Annotated in this window: 19 protein-coding genes; 12 read left to right on the top strand and 7 right to left on the bottom strand. The window is 54.5% G+C overall.

What is annotated here, in order from left to right:
* Positions 1-31: 31 nt before the first annotated feature.
* Together L0666_RS12715 and L0666_RS12710 are read left to right on the top strand one after the other, a co-directional pair.
* On the top strand, positions 32-1,411 hold the full coding sequence (locus tag L0666_RS12715) for a leucyl aminopeptidase family protein (protein WP_235261764.1): 1,380 nt from the start codon (positions 32-34) through the stop codon (positions 1,409-1,411).
* Complete coding sequence (locus L0666_RS12710; protein WP_235261760.1) at positions 1,408-2,235, top strand: C40 family peptidase; 828 nt, start codon at positions 1,408-1,410, stop codon at positions 2,233-2,235. Before L0666_RS12715 ends, L0666_RS12710 begins: the two co-directional genes overlap by 4 nt.
* On the opposite strand, the gene L0666_RS12705 is transcribed toward L0666_RS12710, so the two are convergent.
* Both L0666_RS12705 and L0666_RS12700 read right to left on the bottom strand, forming a co-directional pair.
* Positions 2,232-2,567, bottom strand: coding sequence for a DUF2794 domain-containing protein (locus L0666_RS12705; RefSeq protein WP_235261759.1), 336 nt, complete (start codon positions 2,565-2,567; stop codon positions 2,232-2,234). The genes L0666_RS12710 and L0666_RS12705 overlap by 4 nt on opposite strands.
* A gap of 191 nt (positions 2,568-2,758) precedes the next feature.
* Positions 2,759-3,055, bottom strand: a complete 297-nt coding sequence (locus L0666_RS12700; protein WP_235261757.1) for an I78 family peptidase inhibitor — start codon at positions 3,053-3,055, stop codon at positions 2,759-2,761.
* Between the two features lie 99 nt (positions 3,056-3,154).
* Between L0666_RS12700 and L0666_RS12695 the strand changes: the two genes are divergently transcribed.
* Positions 3,155-4,267 carry an S-(hydroxymethyl)glutathione dehydrogenase/class III alcohol dehydrogenase gene (locus L0666_RS12695; protein WP_235261756.1) on the top strand — a complete coding sequence of 371 codons (1,113 nt, stop codon included), beginning with the start codon at positions 3,155-3,157 and terminating at the stop codon, positions 4,265-4,267.
* 31 nt (positions 4,268-4,298) lie between these two features.
* On the opposite strand, the gene L0666_RS12690 is transcribed toward L0666_RS12695, so the two are convergent.
* Positions 4,299-4,916 (bottom strand): TetR/AcrR family transcriptional regulator, encoded by a 618-nt coding sequence (locus tag L0666_RS12690; protein WP_235261749.1) that lies wholly within the window; start codon positions 4,914-4,916, stop codon positions 4,299-4,301.
* 62 nt (positions 4,917-4,978) lie between these two features.
* A complete protein-coding gene (locus L0666_RS12685; protein ID WP_235261747.1) occupies positions 4,979-5,155 on the bottom strand; it encodes a hypothetical protein in 177 nt (58 codons plus the stop codon).
* Positions 5,156-5,308: 153 nt separating this feature from the next.
* Here L0666_RS12685 and mbfA point away from each other — a divergent pair, with 153 nt between their 5' ends.
* Genes mbfA through L0666_RS12645 form a run of 8 tightly spaced genes read left to right on the top strand, consistent with a single transcriptional unit; the run spans position 5,309 to position 11,751 of the window.
* Entirely contained in the window at positions 5,309-6,283 is a 975-nt protein-coding gene (gene mbfA, locus L0666_RS12680; RefSeq protein ID WP_235261745.1) for an iron exporter MbfA, read from the top strand.
* 37 nt (positions 6,284-6,320) lie between these two features.
* Complete coding sequence (locus tag L0666_RS12675; protein WP_235261744.1) at positions 6,321-7,244, top strand: AEC family transporter; 924 nt, start codon at positions 6,321-6,323, stop codon at positions 7,242-7,244.
* Between the two features lie 9 nt (positions 7,245-7,253).
* Positions 7,254-7,949 (top strand): nitroreductase family protein, encoded by a 696-nt coding sequence (locus L0666_RS12670; protein WP_235261742.1) that lies wholly within the window; start codon positions 7,254-7,256, stop codon positions 7,947-7,949.
* Complete coding sequence (gene fghA / locus L0666_RS12665) at positions 7,949-8,776, top strand: S-formylglutathione hydrolase (RefSeq protein ID WP_235261741.1); 828 nt, start codon at positions 7,949-7,951, stop codon at positions 8,774-8,776. Before L0666_RS12670 ends, fghA begins: the two co-directional genes overlap by 1 nt.
* 7 nt (positions 8,777-8,783) lie before the next feature.
* Positions 8,784-9,230 carry a YaiI/YqxD family protein gene (locus tag L0666_RS12660; protein ID WP_235261736.1) on the top strand — a complete coding sequence of 149 codons (447 nt, stop codon included), beginning with the start codon at positions 8,784-8,786 and terminating at the stop codon, positions 9,228-9,230.
* Positions 9,231-9,287: 57 nt separating this feature from the next.
* Positions 9,288-9,908 (top strand): HAD family hydrolase, encoded by a 621-nt coding sequence (locus tag L0666_RS12655; protein WP_235261735.1) that lies wholly within the window; start codon positions 9,288-9,290, stop codon positions 9,906-9,908.
* Positions 9,905-10,822 (top strand): ornithine cyclodeaminase family protein, encoded by a 918-nt coding sequence (locus L0666_RS12650; protein ID WP_235261730.1) that lies wholly within the window; start codon positions 9,905-9,907, stop codon positions 10,820-10,822. The genes L0666_RS12655 and L0666_RS12650 overlap by 4 nt, the downstream gene beginning before the upstream one ends.
* Positions 10,801-11,751 (top strand): alpha/beta fold hydrolase, encoded by a 951-nt coding sequence (locus L0666_RS12645; RefSeq protein ID WP_235261729.1) that lies wholly within the window; start codon positions 10,801-10,803, stop codon positions 11,749-11,751. Before L0666_RS12650 ends, L0666_RS12645 begins: the two co-directional genes overlap by 22 nt.
* 18 nt (positions 11,752-11,769) lie before the next feature.
* Here the strand turns inward: L0666_RS12645 and L0666_RS12640 are convergent, their stop codons facing one another.
* On the bottom strand, positions 11,770-13,017 hold the full coding sequence (locus tag L0666_RS12640) for an MFS transporter (protein WP_235261727.1): 1,248 nt from the start codon (positions 13,015-13,017) through the stop codon (positions 11,770-11,772).
* Positions 13,018-13,142: 125 nt separating this feature from the next.
* Between L0666_RS12640 and zapE the strand changes: the two genes are divergently transcribed.
* Complete coding sequence (gene zapE, locus L0666_RS12635) at positions 13,143-14,225, top strand: cell division protein ZapE (RefSeq protein WP_235262205.1); 1,083 nt, start codon at positions 13,143-13,145, stop codon at positions 14,223-14,225.
* Here the strand turns inward: zapE and L0666_RS12630 are convergent.
* Both L0666_RS12630 and L0666_RS12625 read right to left on the bottom strand, forming a co-directional pair.
* Positions 14,222-15,073: a LysM peptidoglycan-binding domain-containing protein gene (locus L0666_RS12630; protein ID WP_235261725.1), complete on the bottom strand. Its 852-nt coding sequence runs from the start codon at positions 15,071-15,073 to the stop codon at positions 14,222-14,224. The genes zapE and L0666_RS12630 overlap by 4 nt on opposite strands.
* Positions 15,074-15,091: 18 nt before the next feature.
* Positions 15,092-15,748 (bottom strand): rhodanese-like domain-containing protein, encoded by a 657-nt coding sequence (locus tag L0666_RS12625; RefSeq protein ID WP_235261724.1) that lies wholly within the window; start codon positions 15,746-15,748, stop codon positions 15,092-15,094.
* Positions 15,749-15,783: the final 35 nt, after the last annotated feature.

Raw genomic sequence — 15,783 nt, 5'->3', positions numbered from 1 at the left:
AGGTTGATGAAGCAACCAAGCCTGAGGTCTTATGTCCCCGAAATTCGCAGCCCCTTCAACGAACGAAATCCAACTGTCGGCCATCTATTCAGATGATCTCGAAAAGGCGCTGGCAGGTCTGTCTGCAGCTGATGCGTCATGGCTGAAGGTAAATGGCTTTGACGGCGGGATTGGCGCGTGTGTTTCGATTGCGAATGACGAAGGACACGTGGCACGTGCCTTTATTGGCTTAGGCGCGCGCAACCAAACGAGGGTTCGCTTTGCGGCAGCGGCAGGAGCCGCGAAGTTACTTGAAGGAACTTATAAGCTCGACGCCGGCTTGACCGGTACTGCGCTAGACGAAGCGGCCTTTGGCCTTTTGATGAGTACGTATCGGTTCGATCGATACAAAGCCGTACCCGCTGCGAAACAAAGCTTTGCGGCCCCGTCTGGAGTTGACGCCTCTCGGCTCGAAGCGCTGGTCGCCGGAGAATGTTTGACGCGAGATCTCATTAATACACCAGCCTCCGATATGGGACCGCAAGAGCTTGAGGCCGCAGCGCGGGAACTAGCAGTGTTCCATGGTGCTGATTGCAAAGTTATCCAAGAGGAAGATCTGCTCGACCACAATTTCCCTCTTATTCACACAGTCGGCAGGGCGTCACCGCGCGCACCACGCTTAATCGATATGACTTGGGGCGCGACTGGCCCATCGCTTACGCTTGTCGGCAAAGGGGTTTGTTTTGACACCGGTGGGCTAAATTTAAAGCCCGGCGCGTCGATGGGATTGATGAAGAAAGACATGGGTGGCGCCGCGACTGTATTGGGCTTGGCCCATATGATTATGGCGCTCAAACTGGACATCAAATTGCGTGTGCTGATCCCTGCTGTTGAAAACTCCGTTGACGGTTCGGCCTTCCGGCCCGGTGATGTCTTGAAAAGTCGTAAGGGAATGACCGTCGAAATAAACAATACCGATGCGGAAGGCCGTTTGGTTCTCGCGGATGCTCTTGCGCTCGCGGACGAGGGTAAGCCGGATCATATCATTTCGATGGCGACGCTGACCGGGGCTGCACGGGTGGCAGTGGGTCCCGACCTTGCGCCATTTTATACGACCGATGATGCGATGGCGCGAGCGCTTCCCCAAGCGGCTAGTGAAGTCGCAGACCCAGTCTGGCAGATGCCATTTCATGACCCCTATGAGCGTATGATCGAACCGCAGATTGCGGATCTGGACAATGCGCCAGCGGGCGGGTTCGCGGGTTCGATCACGGCGGCATTGTTCTTGCGCCGATTTGTCAGTGACACCCCCTACACGCATTTTGATATTTATGGCTGGAACCCCGTTGCAGCCCCAGCACGCCCAAAGGGGGGCGCTGGGCAGGGTGCCCGTGCTTTGCTTGCAGCCTTGCCTGAGGTTTTGGGCCTGTGAGCGACCGACGATTAACACCAGCTAACGGGCGCGTGGCCGCAAGCCACCTTAAGGGTCAGATTGAGGCTGATAGCTTTACTGATGGCGAGCCAGCGACCATTGGGACGGTCGTGGTTGATCTATTGGCGACGCCGGCTGGCAAGCGTGATCGGCAATTGCTGATCGGTGCGGCGGTGACGGTTTATGAACGTCGTGATGGTTGGGCCTTTGTGCAGTCCAAAAGGGACGGTTATGTCGGCTATGTTGTGGAATCCGCTTTGGTGGCTGTTCAGTCGCCATCCCACCGTGTTGCAACGCCCGCGACCCACGCTTATGCCACGGAGAGTTTCAAGTCACAGGATCTGCTTTACCTCCCGTTTGGCGCGGAGCTGACTGTTGTCGACGAACGTCATAAGTTTTTTGAAACACCGCAGGGTTTCGTTCCCAAAAAACATCTACGTCCCTTGTCACATCCATTCTCTGACCCGGCGACGGTCGCGCAACTCTTCTTTGGTGTGCCGTATCTTTGGGGCGGCAATTCAACTCGTGGGATCGACTGTTCGGGCCTGGTGCAGGCCGCTTATCATGCTTGTGGCCATTTGTGTGCTGGTGACAGTGATATGCAGAAAGACGGGCTCGGCAAATTGTTGGCTGCCGACGAACCTCTGCAAAGAGGCGATTTGGTTTTCTGGAAAGGCCATATAGCGATGATGGTTGACGGTGAGACGATGATCCATGCCAACGCGCACCACATGGCAGTCGTCTATGAAGGGTTAGAACAGGCAACCTTGCGGATCAAAGCGCAGGGGGATGGGGATGTCCTTGCCCGTCGCCGTGTTCTTTAGTCGACGGCGCGGATTAGTTTACGTTCCAGGACGCGCAGCACTTGCCGCAGGTCGTTGCCGCGCTTCAATATCTGCCCTTCCATCCCGATGACAGAGTACTGTCCCTGCTTCATCCGTAAGCTGGGACGTTTTTCGACCCGATACATCGGGTTCTCTGCCGTTCTGCGGAACACAGAAAAAACCGCTACATCCTTTAGATGGGAAATTCCGTAGTCTCTCCACTCACCCGCGGCCACAAATCGACCGTAGAGAGATAAGATAGAGTTCAGTTCGGTTCTGTGAAACGCAATCTGCGCAGGTGTCTGATTAGGAAATGGAGTTGGTGCGTTCATGGTTTCAGTTTGCGACTTATGCGGCGCAAATCAACCCCTAGAAGGTTTCCGACACAGCGGTCACCAAAACACCGCGCGGGCAACCAATTTGCGCCCCATTTGATCGGCATTCCAAACTCATCGTTAGTCCCCCAAGGGTGTGCCGTATCAGCCCCCACCCAGCGCGCATCTTTGGGGTGACTTCGATAACCTTACCCACAAGTAATTGTTTTGATCCTCTCGTCGGCACCGACATTAAAGTTGATCCGATTTGGACGGAAATCCATTGTCACAGCCTGCCCTGGGCGGATCACTCGGACTTGCGCCAAAAGAAGCACTCTCTCCAACGCTGTAGCGTCTTGGCCGATAAGGGTGGCGTGCTGCGCCGCATTGCAGGTGTCTTGTTCTGGCGCGGGGATTGGTGGCCCCGTCGGCGTTGTGGGCCGTGGACCTGCTACATCACAAGCAGAAAGGAGAATGAGCGGAGCGATCAAGAACAGTTTTTTCATAGGAACACTATCGGCCGACTTTCAATTTGGCGCAACCGAAGGGATTGCATGATCGACACGTTTGCCACACGGTATTCTGCAAACAATGGAGTCCCGATCATGAGAACACGTGCAGCAGTCGCTATGGAAGCCGGCAAACCCCTCGAAGTGATGGAGGTCAATCTGGAAGGCCCTCGTGCCGGTGAGGTTTTGGTCGAAATCAAAGCCACCGGCCTTTGTCACACAGATGAATTTACGCGGTCGGGTGATGATCCCGAAGGTATCTTTCCCGCAATCCTTGGGCATGAGGGTGCGGGCGTTGTGATTGAAGTTGGTGAAGGTGTTACGAGCCTTGAAGTGGGCGATCACGTGATCCCGCTCTACACTGCGGAATGTCGCGAGTGCGAATACTGTCTGAACCCGAAAACGAATTTGTGTCAGGCTGTTCGCGCGACGCAGGGGCAGGGGCTTTTGCCGGACGGGTCAACACGTTTCTCGATGCTCGATGGTACGCCAATCCACCATTACATGGGCTGTTCGACCTTTGCGAACCACACGGTTGTGCCTGAAATCGCGTTGGCCAAAGTGCGCAAGGACGCGCCATTCGATAAGATTTGCTACATTGGTTGCGGCGTGACCACCGGAATCGGTGCGGTCATCAACACGGCCAAGGTCGAGATAGGCAGCACCGGCATCGTTTTCGGTTTGGGCGGTATCGGGCTGAACGTAATCCAAGGGCTGCGGCTTGCAGGGGCGGACCAGATTGTCGGCGTTGACTTGAACGACGACAAGGCTGTGATGGCGAAACATTTCGGGATGACCGACTTTGTGAACCCGTCGAATATCGAGGGCGATATCGTCGCCCATTTGGTTGAGCTAACGGGCGGCGGCGCAGATTATACGTTCGACGCCACAGGCAACGTAACTGTAATGCGCCAAGCGCTGGAATGCGCGCACAAAGGCTGGGGCGAAAGCATCATCATTGGTGTTGCTGGTGCTGGGCAGGAAATATCGACCCGTCCGTTCCAACTGGTCACAGGGCGCAGCTGGCGTGGCACCGCCTTTGGCGGAGCGAGCGGGCGGACCGATGTGCCGAAAATCGTCGATTGGTACATGGACGGCAAGATCGAGATCGACCCAATGATCACCCACAAACTGACGTTGGACGAGATCAACCACGGTTTCGATCTGATGCACGAAGGAAAATCCATCCGCGCTGTTGTGGAATTCTAAACCCTATAGGTCCGCCTCGGTGAGGCGGGCCTTATTTGGCATAGCGGGCGAGGAAGGTTTCGACCGCGCCAGTTACGATCCGCTGCTTTTCACCATCGGAAAACGAAGTGTCCATGTTGAAAATTAGACGCGGGAAAAGGTCCGCTTTGCAGAGTTCATGGAACTGGTCTGCCGCCAAGGGCAGATCATCGATTTTCAACTCATTGCGGGAAATTGCGACTTTTAGGAATTCTATCAATCGATCGCGGACAAGGGCTGGGCCGCTCTTGTAGAACTCTTGCCCCAGTTCAGGAAATCTGTCTCCTTCGCCGACGCAGAGACGAAAGACGCCCTGCCCGAAGTCTGACGTGAAGAACTGGACCATATGCCAAGCAGCGCTCGTTAGAACTGTCGCAACGGGCAACGACATATCGATGGATGCCACCGCCTCATCCGCCTGTCGAATGCACTCGGACTTCGCGACTTCCATGAACAACAAGCGTTTATCAGGGAAGTAGCTGTACAGCGTTGCCTTGGACACGCCAGAGGCTTTGGCAATCTCGTCGACGCTTGCGCCTTCAAACCCGTCCGACATGAAAATATCGCGCGCGCCATTAAGCACTTGGTCGAACTTGCGTCCGCGTTTCACCTCTGGTGGTCCGTCAGTCATTTTGGGGTCTCCCTGCTGCCACGTATAAACTGATCTGTTCAGTTCGGGCAAGAACGGGAGGGCTACTCTTCTGCCAGCGGGGTCACAGTCGTAGCGTCAACCGAAAGCGCATCTTTTGTCACAGTGACGTCGTCCGCTGGTGGGAACCACAAGTTTGGAAGGGAAAATGACATTCCACCAGCGCTTGCGGCGGATGCCAGAAAAATACCGGCTGTGGCGGTCAGGATTAGGTTTTTCATATTAGGTTCCTTTTGCGTAAGTGAACTGTGTTTCCAAATAACTAAACCGATTCGTTTAGTTTGCAAGTGCTAACTGAACTAAACAGTTCATTTTTTTGAACTTGATCCCGCTCTCTATGCCGCTAGATTAGAATCATTCTAGAAAGGACTGTCATGCTGACTGGATTGACCAATCGACGCCGTTTTAAAGACCTCTCCGAACAGGAAGTTCTGGCGCTCGCGATTTCGTCCGAAGAGGACGACGCGCGGATCTATCGAACCTATGCAGAACGTTTGAGAGATGAGTTTCCTGCCTCCGCAGAAATATTCGACGGGATGGCCCTCGAAGAAGATGGGCACCGGCAGCAGTTAATCGCTTTGCACCAGTCGCGGTTCGGCGACGTGATTCCGTTGCTGCGGCGCGAGCACGTTGCAGGGTTTTACGCACGACGCCCTATCTGGCTCGTAGAGACGCTGGGGTTGGATCGTATTCGCGAAGAAGCACGGCAGATGGAAAAGGATGCTCAAAGGTTCTACGAAACCGCGGCTGCGGCCACTCGAGATGCTGCGACGCGCAAATTGCTGGGCGATCTTGCCGCTGCCGAGGCAGGGCACTCAGAGCTCGCCGATACCCTCGTTGATCAAATGCCCGCTGACGCCGACGCCGAAGAAAAAAGCACTGCACATCGTCAGTTCGTTCTGACTTGGGTGCAGCCCGGTTTGGCGGGATTGATGGATGGATCTGTTTCTACGCTCGCACCCATTTTCGCGGTGGCCTTTGCTACGCAAAACACGTGGACGACGTTTCTGGTAGGGCTCGCGGCAAGCATCGGTGCTGGGATATCTATGGGCTTTACTGAAGCCGCCAGCGATGATGGGCAAATCTCGGGCCGTGGATCGCCACTAAAGCGCGGCTTTTCGTCTGGGATCATGACGACGGTTGGCGGTCTCGGACATGCAATGCCGTATTTGATCGCCGATTTTTGGACCGCGACGGTGATCGCTATTGCTGTGGTCTTTGTCGAATTGTGGGCCATTGCATGGATCCAGAACAAATATATGGAAACACCATTTTTTCGCGCGGCGTTTCAAGTCGTTGTGGGTGGTGCCTTGGTCCTTGCCGTGGGCGTGTTAATCGGCAGCGGATAGACTGTTGCGTGGCGTGAAGGGGTGCTAACCCTAAACCATGTGGGACATTTTTCTTCAGACCTTACCGTTTTTTGCCCTGATTGGCCTTGGCTACGGTGCGGGCCGCACAGGGTTCTTTACCCCTGAGGCCACGGCTTATCTTACCAAATTCGTGTTCTACTTTGCTTTGTCTGCAATGCTGTTCCGGTTCGCGGCGAATCTATCTATTGCCGAGATATTCGATTGGCCATTTGTTTTGGCATACCTATGGGGCACGCTATTTGTATACCTGCTGGCGACGGCTGTTGCATTACTGCGCAAGCGCGGCGTCGAAGAGGCCGCAGTCGAAGCCCAATGTGCCGTCATTGGAAACGTTGGGTTCCTGGGCATTCCAATGTTGGTGTTGCTTCTTGGAGAACAAGCAGTCGGGCCCGTGGTGCTGGTCCTTGCCATAGACCTAATCGTTTTCGGGTCGTTGATCGTGATCCTCATAACCGGATCGCGCGACGGGCGCATGTCGATCGGGATACTTAGAACGGTCGGGATTGGATTGTTGAAGAACCCGATGATCGTCTCAATCTCTTTGGGGTTGGTGGTGTCGTCCCTTGCTTTGCCGATTCCTGCGCCGCTGAATGAATTCCTGTCGATCCTTGGGGCGGCCGCAACACCCGGTGCGTTGTTTGCGATCGGCGCGTCATTGGCGGGCAAGTCCGCAGAACGCATTGCCGTTGCGGGTTGGCTTTCATTTGCGAAACTGATTTTGCACCCCGCCGCGGTCGCCTTTGCCGCACTTGTTATTTTTCCCGTTGATCCTTACGCCGCTGGTGTGATGATTGCCGCTGCCGCCTTGCCCGTGGCGGGAAATGTCTACATCCTTGCGCAACATTATGGCGTCGCGCCCGCGCGCGTTTCTGCATCCATTCTGTTGTCTACTGCCGTAAGCGTCGTCACAGTATCCGCTGTGATTGCCGCCGTAACCTAGAGGTCCGATATGAGCGAAACTGCCCCCGTTTATTCCGCGTTGCCATTGCCTGATTTCGCAGACTATGACGATGCCCAGATGTTGACCGAGGCCGAGCAGTTCTATGCTCACGTTAAAACGCGACATTCCATTCGAGAATATAGCGATCGACCTGTTCCGAAGGCCGTAATCGAGGCTTGCGTGCGTGCGGCCGGAACAGCGCCAAGTGGAGCAAACCAACAGCCTTGGCATTTCGTTGCAATTAACGATCCGGAAATGAAGTCCAAGGTGAGAAAAGCGGCTGAGGATGAAGAAGCGAAATTCTATAGTGGCGGAGGTGGCGATGCCTGGCTTAAGGCGCTTGAGCCCATCGGCACGGATGCATCCAAGCCGCACCTTGATATCGCGCCATGGCTTATCGTAATTTTTGCCCAGCGCTGGGGCGAACGGAACGGCGAGCGGGTTAAGCACTATTACGTTCCCGAAAGCGTCGGTATCGCGACGGGCATGCTGATTACGGCTTTGCATACGGCAGGACTGTCCTGTCTCACCCATACACCCAACCCGATGAAGTTCTTGAATGAACTGTGTGACCGGCCCGAGAACGAAAAACCGATCATGATTTTGGCCGTCGGACACCCAGCAAAGGACGCAACGGTGCCGGCTGTGGCTAAGAACAAGAAAGACCTCCCTGAAATTCTCACGACTTACGAGGCGAAATCCTGATGGAAACCATATCCGAGAACCGCTGTTTTGGCGGTGTGCAAGGCGTCTATAAGCACCGTTCAAATACCACTGGAACCGACATGACGTTCGGCTTGTTCCTACCGGAAGAAGCGCAGGACGGCCCTGTGCCAATCTTGTGGTTCCTGTCCGGTCTCACCTGCACCCATGAAAACGCTATGACCAAAGCAGGGGCGCAAGTTTGGGCCGCAGATCACGGCATTGCGCTATGCTTTCCGGATACATCCCCACGGGGTGACGATGTTGCTGATGATGATGCTTATGACCTCGGGCAGGGCGCGGGTTTCTACATCGACGCGACGCAAGAACCTTGGGCGAAACATTTCAAAATGTGGAGCTACACGGCGGACGAATTGCCCGCCTTGGTCAGCGAACATTTTGCAGTCGACATGTCTCGGCAGTCGATCACGGGTCATTCCATGGGCGGGCACGGCGCGTTGACTATGGCGATGGCACTGCCGGGCAGATTTCGGTCGGTTTCAGCATTCGCACCGATTTGTAACCCGACCAAAAGTGACTGGGGTCGGAAACAATTTGCCGCGTATTGGGGTGATGAATCCAAATGGGGACCGCATGACGCTACGGTGCTTATGCAGGGTGGTGGCTTTGATGGGCCAATGCTGATCGACGCCGGTACCGACGATCAGTTCTGGGATCTTTTGGGAGCCGAGGCCTTTGCCGGCGCAATGAGCGCTGCAAAACAAGACGGACAACTTCGTCTCCAAAAAGGCTATGATCACAGTTATTTCTTCATCTCATCCTTCATGGAAGATCATGTGAATTTCCATGCTGAGGCGCTTTGGAAGTGAGACGCTCATGATCTACGTTGATGCGGATGCATGCCCCGTAAAGGCCGAAGTTGAAAAGGTTGGCACACGCCATGGCGTGAAGATGTTCGTAGTCTCTAACGGCGGACTTCGGCCATCCCAGAACCCACTGGTAGAGACGGTCATTGTACCAGACGGGCCTGACATCGCCGACATGTGGATCGCTGATCGCGCGGTTGCGGGTGATGTTGTCATAACGGGCGATATCCCACTTGCCGCGAAATGCGTCGAGGCAGGCGCGCGTGTGCTTAAGCACAATGGCGAAGCCCTGACGCAAGCCAATATTGGAAACATCCTTGCGACACGTGACCTTATGGCGGACATTCGTGCGGCGGACCCGTTTCGACAAGGTGGCGGTAAGGCGTTCTCGAAAGCAGACCGATCGCGGTTTCTGGACGCATTAGAACGCGAGCTACGTGCCGCAAAACGTATGTAAGAGATTTGAGCCACTCCCAAAGCTGATAGATTGAGTAAAAGTCGGAGAGAAACCCTAATGACCATTCGTGCTGTCGTTTTTGACATTGGTAACGTGCTGATCGAATGGCAGCCCGAGCGATTTTTTGACCGCGTTATCGGCGCCGAAAAACGGGTTGAATTTTTCGCAGCCGTTCCGATTTTTGAAATGAACGCCCGTGTTGATGCCGGTGAGAGTTTCTACGATGCAACCGCGGAGCTGATGACGGGCTATCCTGACTGGGGGGGTGAAATTAACCTTTGGCGGGATCGGTGGATAGAAATGGCGTCACCCGCAATTGACCATTCGGTACGACTTTTGCGCGCATTGCGCCATGCCAAGGTCCCAGTGTTTGCATTATCGAATTTTGGTGCCGAAACGTTGGAAATCGCTGATCGGGAGTATCCGTTCTTACAAGAATTTGACTGTAGGTTCATCTCCGCTGAGATGGGCATTTCAAAGCCTCACGCCGAGATTTACGAGCGCCTGGAAATTGAAACCGGCCTGCCTGCAGAAAGCCTGATGTTTACCGACGACCTTCCTGAAAACATCGCCGCGGCTGCTGCTCGCGGATGGAAGACATATCTTTTCAAAAGTTCCGAGGGGTTTTCCAAAAGGCTCGTCGCTGAGAAACTGTTAACCGCTGAGGCTGCACAATGACCGTGATGATCCCATTCGAAGACGGGCAAGAACATCTTGATTGGATCGCGTTGACTGACGCACTTTCCGCCGGTCACCTCAGGCCTAAGGCGACAGTTGAAGACGTTTTTCTGTATCGTGGTTCTGACACTCTGTTGAACCGCTCTGCGTGGATTGAAGGGATGGGGCTCGCTATCAAATGCGCAACGATTTTTCCTGAGAACAAAAAGACAGACAAACCGATGATCCATGGTGCGGTGAACTTGTTTTCCGACAGTGATGGGCAGCTTGAAGCGATCCTCGATTTTCATCTCGTGACCAAATGGAAGACCGCAGGTGATAGTCTTTTGGCCGCACGACGATTGGCGCGACCCGAAAGTAAGAATGTCCTGATCGTGGGTGCGGGTACAGTTGGACGTTCACTTTGGCAGGCCTACAGTGCAGCTTTTCCGCATGCGCGATTTAAAGTTTGGAACCGTTCAATCGCAGGCTCAATTCAATTTGCCAAGGACTGCACTGGCGTGGAAGTGGCCGAAGATCTGGAGGCCGCAGTACGTGAAGCGGACATCATTACATCCGCCACGATGACTACTGAGCCCGTCATTAAGGGCGACTGGTTGCAGGCCGGACAGCACGTCGATCTGATTGGCGCGTATCGCCCCGACATGCGCGAGGTAGATGACACGGCGCTACTGAAATCACGCATTTTTGTTGATAGCTATGAAACAACAATGGGCCATATAGGCGAGCTAAAGATACCGCTTGAAGCAGGCACAATTGCGCCTGATCTCGTGATCGCAGACTACTATGCGCCTGATCAATTCTCGAGGGAATCTGACGACGAAATCACGCTGTTCAAAAACGGCGGTGGTGCGCATCTAGACCTCATGACAAGCCGACATATTCTTGATGTATGGAAAGGCCGTTCAGCATGATGGGGTGGATCATCCCTCTCGTGGTTATCGGGGTAATCGCAGCATTGCCGTGGTTAGATGAAAGTCGACGACATGATGCCGAAGCCTTTCGCGATCAGGCTCCGGGGCGCTTTGCAAAGCTTAGCCAAGGGGTGACACACTACCAATGGCTTGGCAGCGAGCGCGGACCAGTTGTTGTTTGCGTGCATGGACTAACGACGCCCAGTCCCGTCTGGTACGCTATCGCTGACGGTTTGGTTCGGCTGGGGTACCGTGTCCTGGTTTATGACCTCTATGGGCGAGGTTTTTCTGACGCGCCACATGGACCACAGACCGGTGATTTCTTTTCGCAACAGCTGGCCGATCTTTTGGAGCACCAAGGGCTCGACGAAGATGTGACATTAATGGGGTATTCAATGGGCGGATCGATCGCGACCCATTTCACCGCAAAATATCCAGGCCGTGTCCGGCGTTTGATCTTGCTGGCGTCTGGTGGCGCATGGCTGCGCGAAAGTAAACTCATACACTTCAGCCGGACTGTTCCGTTCTTCGGGGACTGGTTGTTTGCCGTTTTGGTCTCTCGAAAAGAACGCCGCGACTTGCACAAACAATTGGGCCAACCCTTCGACGTCACCGGTATCGTTGAGTTGCAATTAGCAGAATTCCAAAGCCGAGGGTTTGTGCGATCCGTTTTATCCAGTCGCCGCCATATGCTGAATGAAACGCAAGAAGATTCCCATCGCAAAATTAGCCGAGAAGATGTTCCAGTGGTCGCGATTTGGGCCGAGAAGGACGAAATCATCCCTCTCAAATCATTGGGTTCCTTGACCCAATGGAACAGGGCTATCCGGCAAGAAGTCGTCGGGGGCGCCACGCATGACATCGGCTATTCTAATTCTCGCGAAGTCATGGATCTCCTCGCCTCTGTGCTGCGAGAAGACATGTCATAGACCAAGTGCCTCCGCTTGTTACGCAGCGGCTGGGTTCACTGGTACGGATCGGTTTTCTTTGATCGGCAAATGGACAATCGCCGAGAAGGCGCCGATGCCGACACCAACCCACCAAACGGCGGTATAAGATCCATAGGCATCATAAAGAGCACCACCAAGCCAGACCCCAAGGAATGATCCCAACTGGTGGCTAAAAAAGACAATACCGTAAAGCGTGCCCATATAACGCAGCCCGTAAATATGGGCGACAAGGCCACTGGTAAGCGGGACAGTCGCCAACCATAGCGATCCCATAACAACCGAGAATAAGATGACTGTCGTCGGTGTGATCGGGAATGCAATGAACAGGGCGGCGGCAATGGTGCGGCCCGTGTAAATCCCAGCCAACAGGTATTTTTTGGAATATCGTTTGCCGGCCCAACCGGCCAGTAGAGTTCCTCCAATATTTGCCAATCCGATAAGGGAAATAGCCAAAGCCCCAAGCGCGGATGTGGTGGTGATACCAATGCTATGCAGCGCGCCACCAGGTAAAATAGGCCCGCACATTTCGGTGATCATGGCCGGGAAGTGCGCTGTTACAAATGCCAATTGGTAGCCGCATGAAAAGAAGCCAAGAAAGATCAGGGTATAGGACGGATCGCTAAAGGCGCGTTTGATAACTTGGCCAATGGTTTCTTCGAACTCTTGTTTCCCTGCGGATTGAGGCGCGCGCATCATAGGCAGCACCAACAACGACGCAAGGATGAGCCCCGCAAAGACCATGAACACGGATTGCCACGGCATATACCCCAGCAGGAATTCTGCCACTGGTGCACCGAAAACTTGGCCCGCCGATCCAGCGGCAGTGGCAATAGCAAGCGACATTGAGCGGTTCTCATCTGATGCAGCCCGTCCGACCACGGCGAGAATGACACCGAACCCGGTTCCCGCGATTCCGAACCCGACGAGCCACGCATAGGTTTGATGGGCAATTGGGCTAACGGCCTGCGAGGACAGCACTAATCCTGCGGCATAGATAACTGCGCCAAGTATGATCGCTTTGCGATCGGTGATCCGTTCTGCCAATGCGCCAAAGATAGGTTGGCCAATGCCCCACGCGAGGTTCTGAAATGCAATCGCAAGTGAGAACTCGGCGCGGGCCCAGGAGAATTCTTCAGCGATAGGGATTTGGAACACCCCAAACGATGCCCGGACCGCGAAGCTGACCATGATGATGATGCACCCAGCAATAAGGACGGGCGTAATGAGGTTTGATTGACGTTCCATCCGGCGACATTGGGGGGGAAACTGCGCCGCGTCAATTTCGAAGATGTTGTTCGCGGGATCACGAAGATAGATGGGGCTGCCTGATGGCAATTGATGCTACCGCGCCATCACGGTATGCCACTGGAATGGGAACCATACAGTCAGAATACCAGTCCCGCGTAGACACAGGCGTGTTGCACGATGATCCGGTGCAACGAGCAGCGTTGGCGGCGTTGGAACGAGTGCGCACGGAGGTGCTGACGGTTCCTGCAGCCCCGAAAAAGAGCCTGTTTCGTAAGGCAACCCCCGTTCAAGGCCCCAAGGGCTTGTATCTGTGGGGCGGCGTGGGGCGCGGCAAGTCCATGTTGATGGATCTGTTGTATGATATGGTAGAGGTCCCCAAACAACGCAGCCATTTCCACGCGTTTATGCAGTGGGTTCATGAAGCTATCGCAAAGGCACGAAAAGACGGTGTTGATGATGCGATCGCACCTGTCGCGGCGGACCTCGCCAAACGGGTGCGGTTTCTTGCATTTGATGAGATGCAGATCAGCGACATCACGGATGCGATGATCGTCGGACGCTTATTCGAAGCCCTGTTTGACGCGGGCGTTGTTGTTGTTACGACATCCAACCGTGTTCCTGCAGATCTCTATAAAGATGGATTAAACCGCCAGCTGTTCCTGCCGTTTATTGATCTCTTGCGCGAGAAAATGGTGGTCCATGAGCTGGCGAGCGATATGGATTACCGTCAAACCGTTTTGGAAGGCGCTGCGGTTTATTTCAGTCCAGCAAACGGGGAAGCGCGGCAAAAAGTCGATGCCTTGTTTGTCGGGCTGACACAGGGCGAAGTTGCCCCGCTGACGTTGCGGGTTAAGGGCCGTGATGTTGTGGTGCCGGCTTTTGCCAATGGCGTGGCACGCGCGAGTTTCCGAGACCTATGCGGGGTGCCGCTAGGGGCCGCCGATTACTTGGCCTTGGCTGACGCGGCACGGGTCTTGATCCTTGAAGACATTCCGAGGCTTAGTCGGTCCAACTTCAACGAAGCAAAACGTTTCGTTACGCTCATAGACACGTTGTATGAGGCCAAGGTCCGCCTGATCGCGTCCGCTGCCGCAGTTCCTGAGATGCTGTATGTCGAAGGAACTGGGGTGTTCGAATTCGAACGCACAGCCAGCCGCCTACGCGAGATGCAGGGCGAAGACTGGGGTCGCGACGCGGAACTCTAGATTTGCGGGATCACTAGCCGCTGGCCAACGCGAATTCGATCAGGGCTCGAGAGCAGGCCCTTGTTTGCTTCGAATATCTCTTCGTAGTGTGTGATTACACCAAAGAACTTGATTGAAATTGCGCCAAGGCTATCGCCCGTTTGAACGGTGTAAAAACGCGCTTCGACATCATCGTTGGCGCGTTGAACGACACGAACTTCCATGCCTTGAACATCGTCGGGTGACACTTCTGGGATCGCGGGGGCTGCTGCCCCAGCTGCCATCTGTGCCTGAGTTACGATATTGGCCAGCATGACGGAAGTGTCCACACGACCGTCAGATGTCACAAGGATTTCGGGAACTGCGACACCGTTCGCCGCAGCATCGTTGACGATCCGGTCAATGCTTTCGTCGGTTTCACCTGCTCGCAAAGCGGCGATTACGATTGCCTCGAAGGAATCGTGTTCGTCTAGTACCGAATGCTGTCCGGTCGCGGCCTCAATGCCAGCCAAAATGTCGGATGTTGACTGACGTTGTAACTGACTGTTGGTCGTTACGGGTTCGACGCCAGCAAACCCAAGCTCGGCCAAGACATTGTTTGTCATGTCTGACAGACGTGTGTCATCTGTATCAGGGCGTGCGACATCCACACGACGCGGAGCTTCGACAACCGCCGTCGGAGTCGTTGCAGTTTCTGTGGCTCGTACTAATGCTTCTATATCTGTCGTGACGGCACGCGTGACTTCAATATCGACGGGTGCGCCAAGTCGGTCAGCCGTGTTTACTTCGCCGTCAGCGAACGGCCGAAAAATGATCAGCCCACACAAGACGAGTGCAAAGGCAAAGAGGGCAATAGTTGTACGGATCATGGTTAAGCCTTCATCGGATTAGTTAGAGTTCGCTGAGTCTTGCGTGGTTAGGCCAACATGCATCCATGCCTGCAGGCCTCCTCGATAGTAGAATAGTTTTTCAGGTGGGTAGCCGCTCTCAATGAGGTTGCTTACGGCTGTACGGGCATCCGAGGACCAAACGCCACCGCTAAATAGGGTTAGCGACATCGCATTTTGAAAATCCAACGCGCCGTTTGATGTTCGGACAGCGCCTAAGGCCAATAAGATATCGGTGCGGTAGCGGTTATCTGATCCAAGAGTGGCGTAGGGGACGTTGACAGCGCCTAGAATGGAACTGCTTGAAAATGCATCTGCCCCACGTGTGTCGAGCAGCAACCCCCGTCCGTCCGTGACTTCGTTTTCCAGAAAGTCGAGGACCTCAAGTTCCCCAACTGTCGCAACGCCATCCGCAGCGGTCATGGGTTGTAGGCAATTTGGCGGGCATGCACGAGACGTCCGCGCGAATTCACCGGTCAGGATGTTGTCCCTATTCTGGTCGCGTGAAACCGTAAATGTGCGCCCATTTAACGTGAATGTGCTGTCGGATTTGAATGTAGTAATGCGGACATCTTGTGCCTCCACTGCGCTGCCAATCACCAGCGCAGAAAGCGACACTGCCAGTCGAGTAACTCCCTTTACGCTTGCGATGTTCATCGTGTTCAAATCCTAAGTTCCGTCGTCTGGGGCGC

Source organism: Octadecabacter algicola (genome assembly GCF_021532625.1).
Lineage (GTDB): Bacteria > Pseudomonadota > Alphaproteobacteria > Rhodobacterales > Rhodobacteraceae > Octadecabacter > Octadecabacter algicola.
Note: the sequence above shows the minus strand (reverse complement) of the source record. Positions and strands in the feature narration are given on the sequence as shown.

Coding starts and splice junctions, on each gene's coding strand:
- L0666_RS12715 (WP_235261764.1), top strand. CDS start 32: ATGTCCCCGAAATTCGCAGCCCCTTCAACGAACGAAATCCAACTGTCG.
- L0666_RS12705 (WP_235261759.1), bottom strand. CDS start 2,567: ATGAACGCACCAACTCCATTTCCTAATCAGACACCTGCGCAGATTGCG.
- L0666_RS12700 (WP_235261757.1), bottom strand. CDS start 3,055: ATGAAAAAACTGTTCTTGATCGCTCCGCTCATTCTCCTTTCTGCTTGT.
- L0666_RS12695 (WP_235261756.1), top strand. CDS start 3,155: ATGAGAACACGTGCAGCAGTCGCTATGGAAGCCGGCAAACCCCTCGAA.
- L0666_RS12690 (WP_235261749.1), bottom strand. CDS start 4,916: ATGACTGACGGACCACCAGAGGTGAAACGCGGACGCAAGTTCGACCAA.
- L0666_RS12685 (WP_235261747.1), bottom strand. CDS start 5,155: ATGAAAAACCTAATCCTGACCGCCACAGCCGGTATTTTTCTGGCATCC.
- mbfA (WP_235261745.1), top strand. CDS start 5,309: ATGCTGACTGGATTGACCAATCGACGCCGTTTTAAAGACCTCTCCGAA.
- L0666_RS12675 (WP_235261744.1), top strand. CDS start 6,321: ATGTGGGACATTTTTCTTCAGACCTTACCGTTTTTTGCCCTGATTGGC.
- L0666_RS12670 (WP_235261742.1), top strand. CDS start 7,254: ATGAGCGAAACTGCCCCCGTTTATTCCGCGTTGCCATTGCCTGATTTC.
- fghA (WP_235261741.1), top strand. CDS start 7,949: ATGGAAACCATATCCGAGAACCGCTGTTTTGGCGGTGTGCAAGGCGTC.
- L0666_RS12660 (WP_235261736.1), top strand. CDS start 8,784: ATGATCTACGTTGATGCGGATGCATGCCCCGTAAAGGCCGAAGTTGAA.
- L0666_RS12655 (WP_235261735.1), top strand. CDS start 9,288: ATGACCATTCGTGCTGTCGTTTTTGACATTGGTAACGTGCTGATCGAA.
- L0666_RS12650 (WP_235261730.1), top strand. CDS start 9,905: ATGACCGTGATGATCCCATTCGAAGACGGGCAAGAACATCTTGATTGG.
- L0666_RS12645 (WP_235261729.1), top strand. CDS start 10,801: ATGGAAAGGCCGTTCAGCATGATGGGGTGGATCATCCCTCTCGTGGTT.
- L0666_RS12640 (WP_235261727.1), bottom strand. CDS start 13,017: ATGGAACGTCAATCAAACCTCATTACGCCCGTCCTTATTGCTGGGTGC.
- zapE (WP_235262205.1), top strand. CDS start 13,143: ATGGGAACCATACAGTCAGAATACCAGTCCCGCGTAGACACAGGCGTG.
- L0666_RS12630 (WP_235261725.1), bottom strand. CDS start 15,073: ATGATCCGTACAACTATTGCCCTCTTTGCCTTTGCACTCGTCTTGTGT.
- L0666_RS12625 (WP_235261724.1), bottom strand. CDS start 15,748: ATGAACATCGCAAGCGTAAAGGGAGTTACTCGACTGGCAGTGTCGCTT.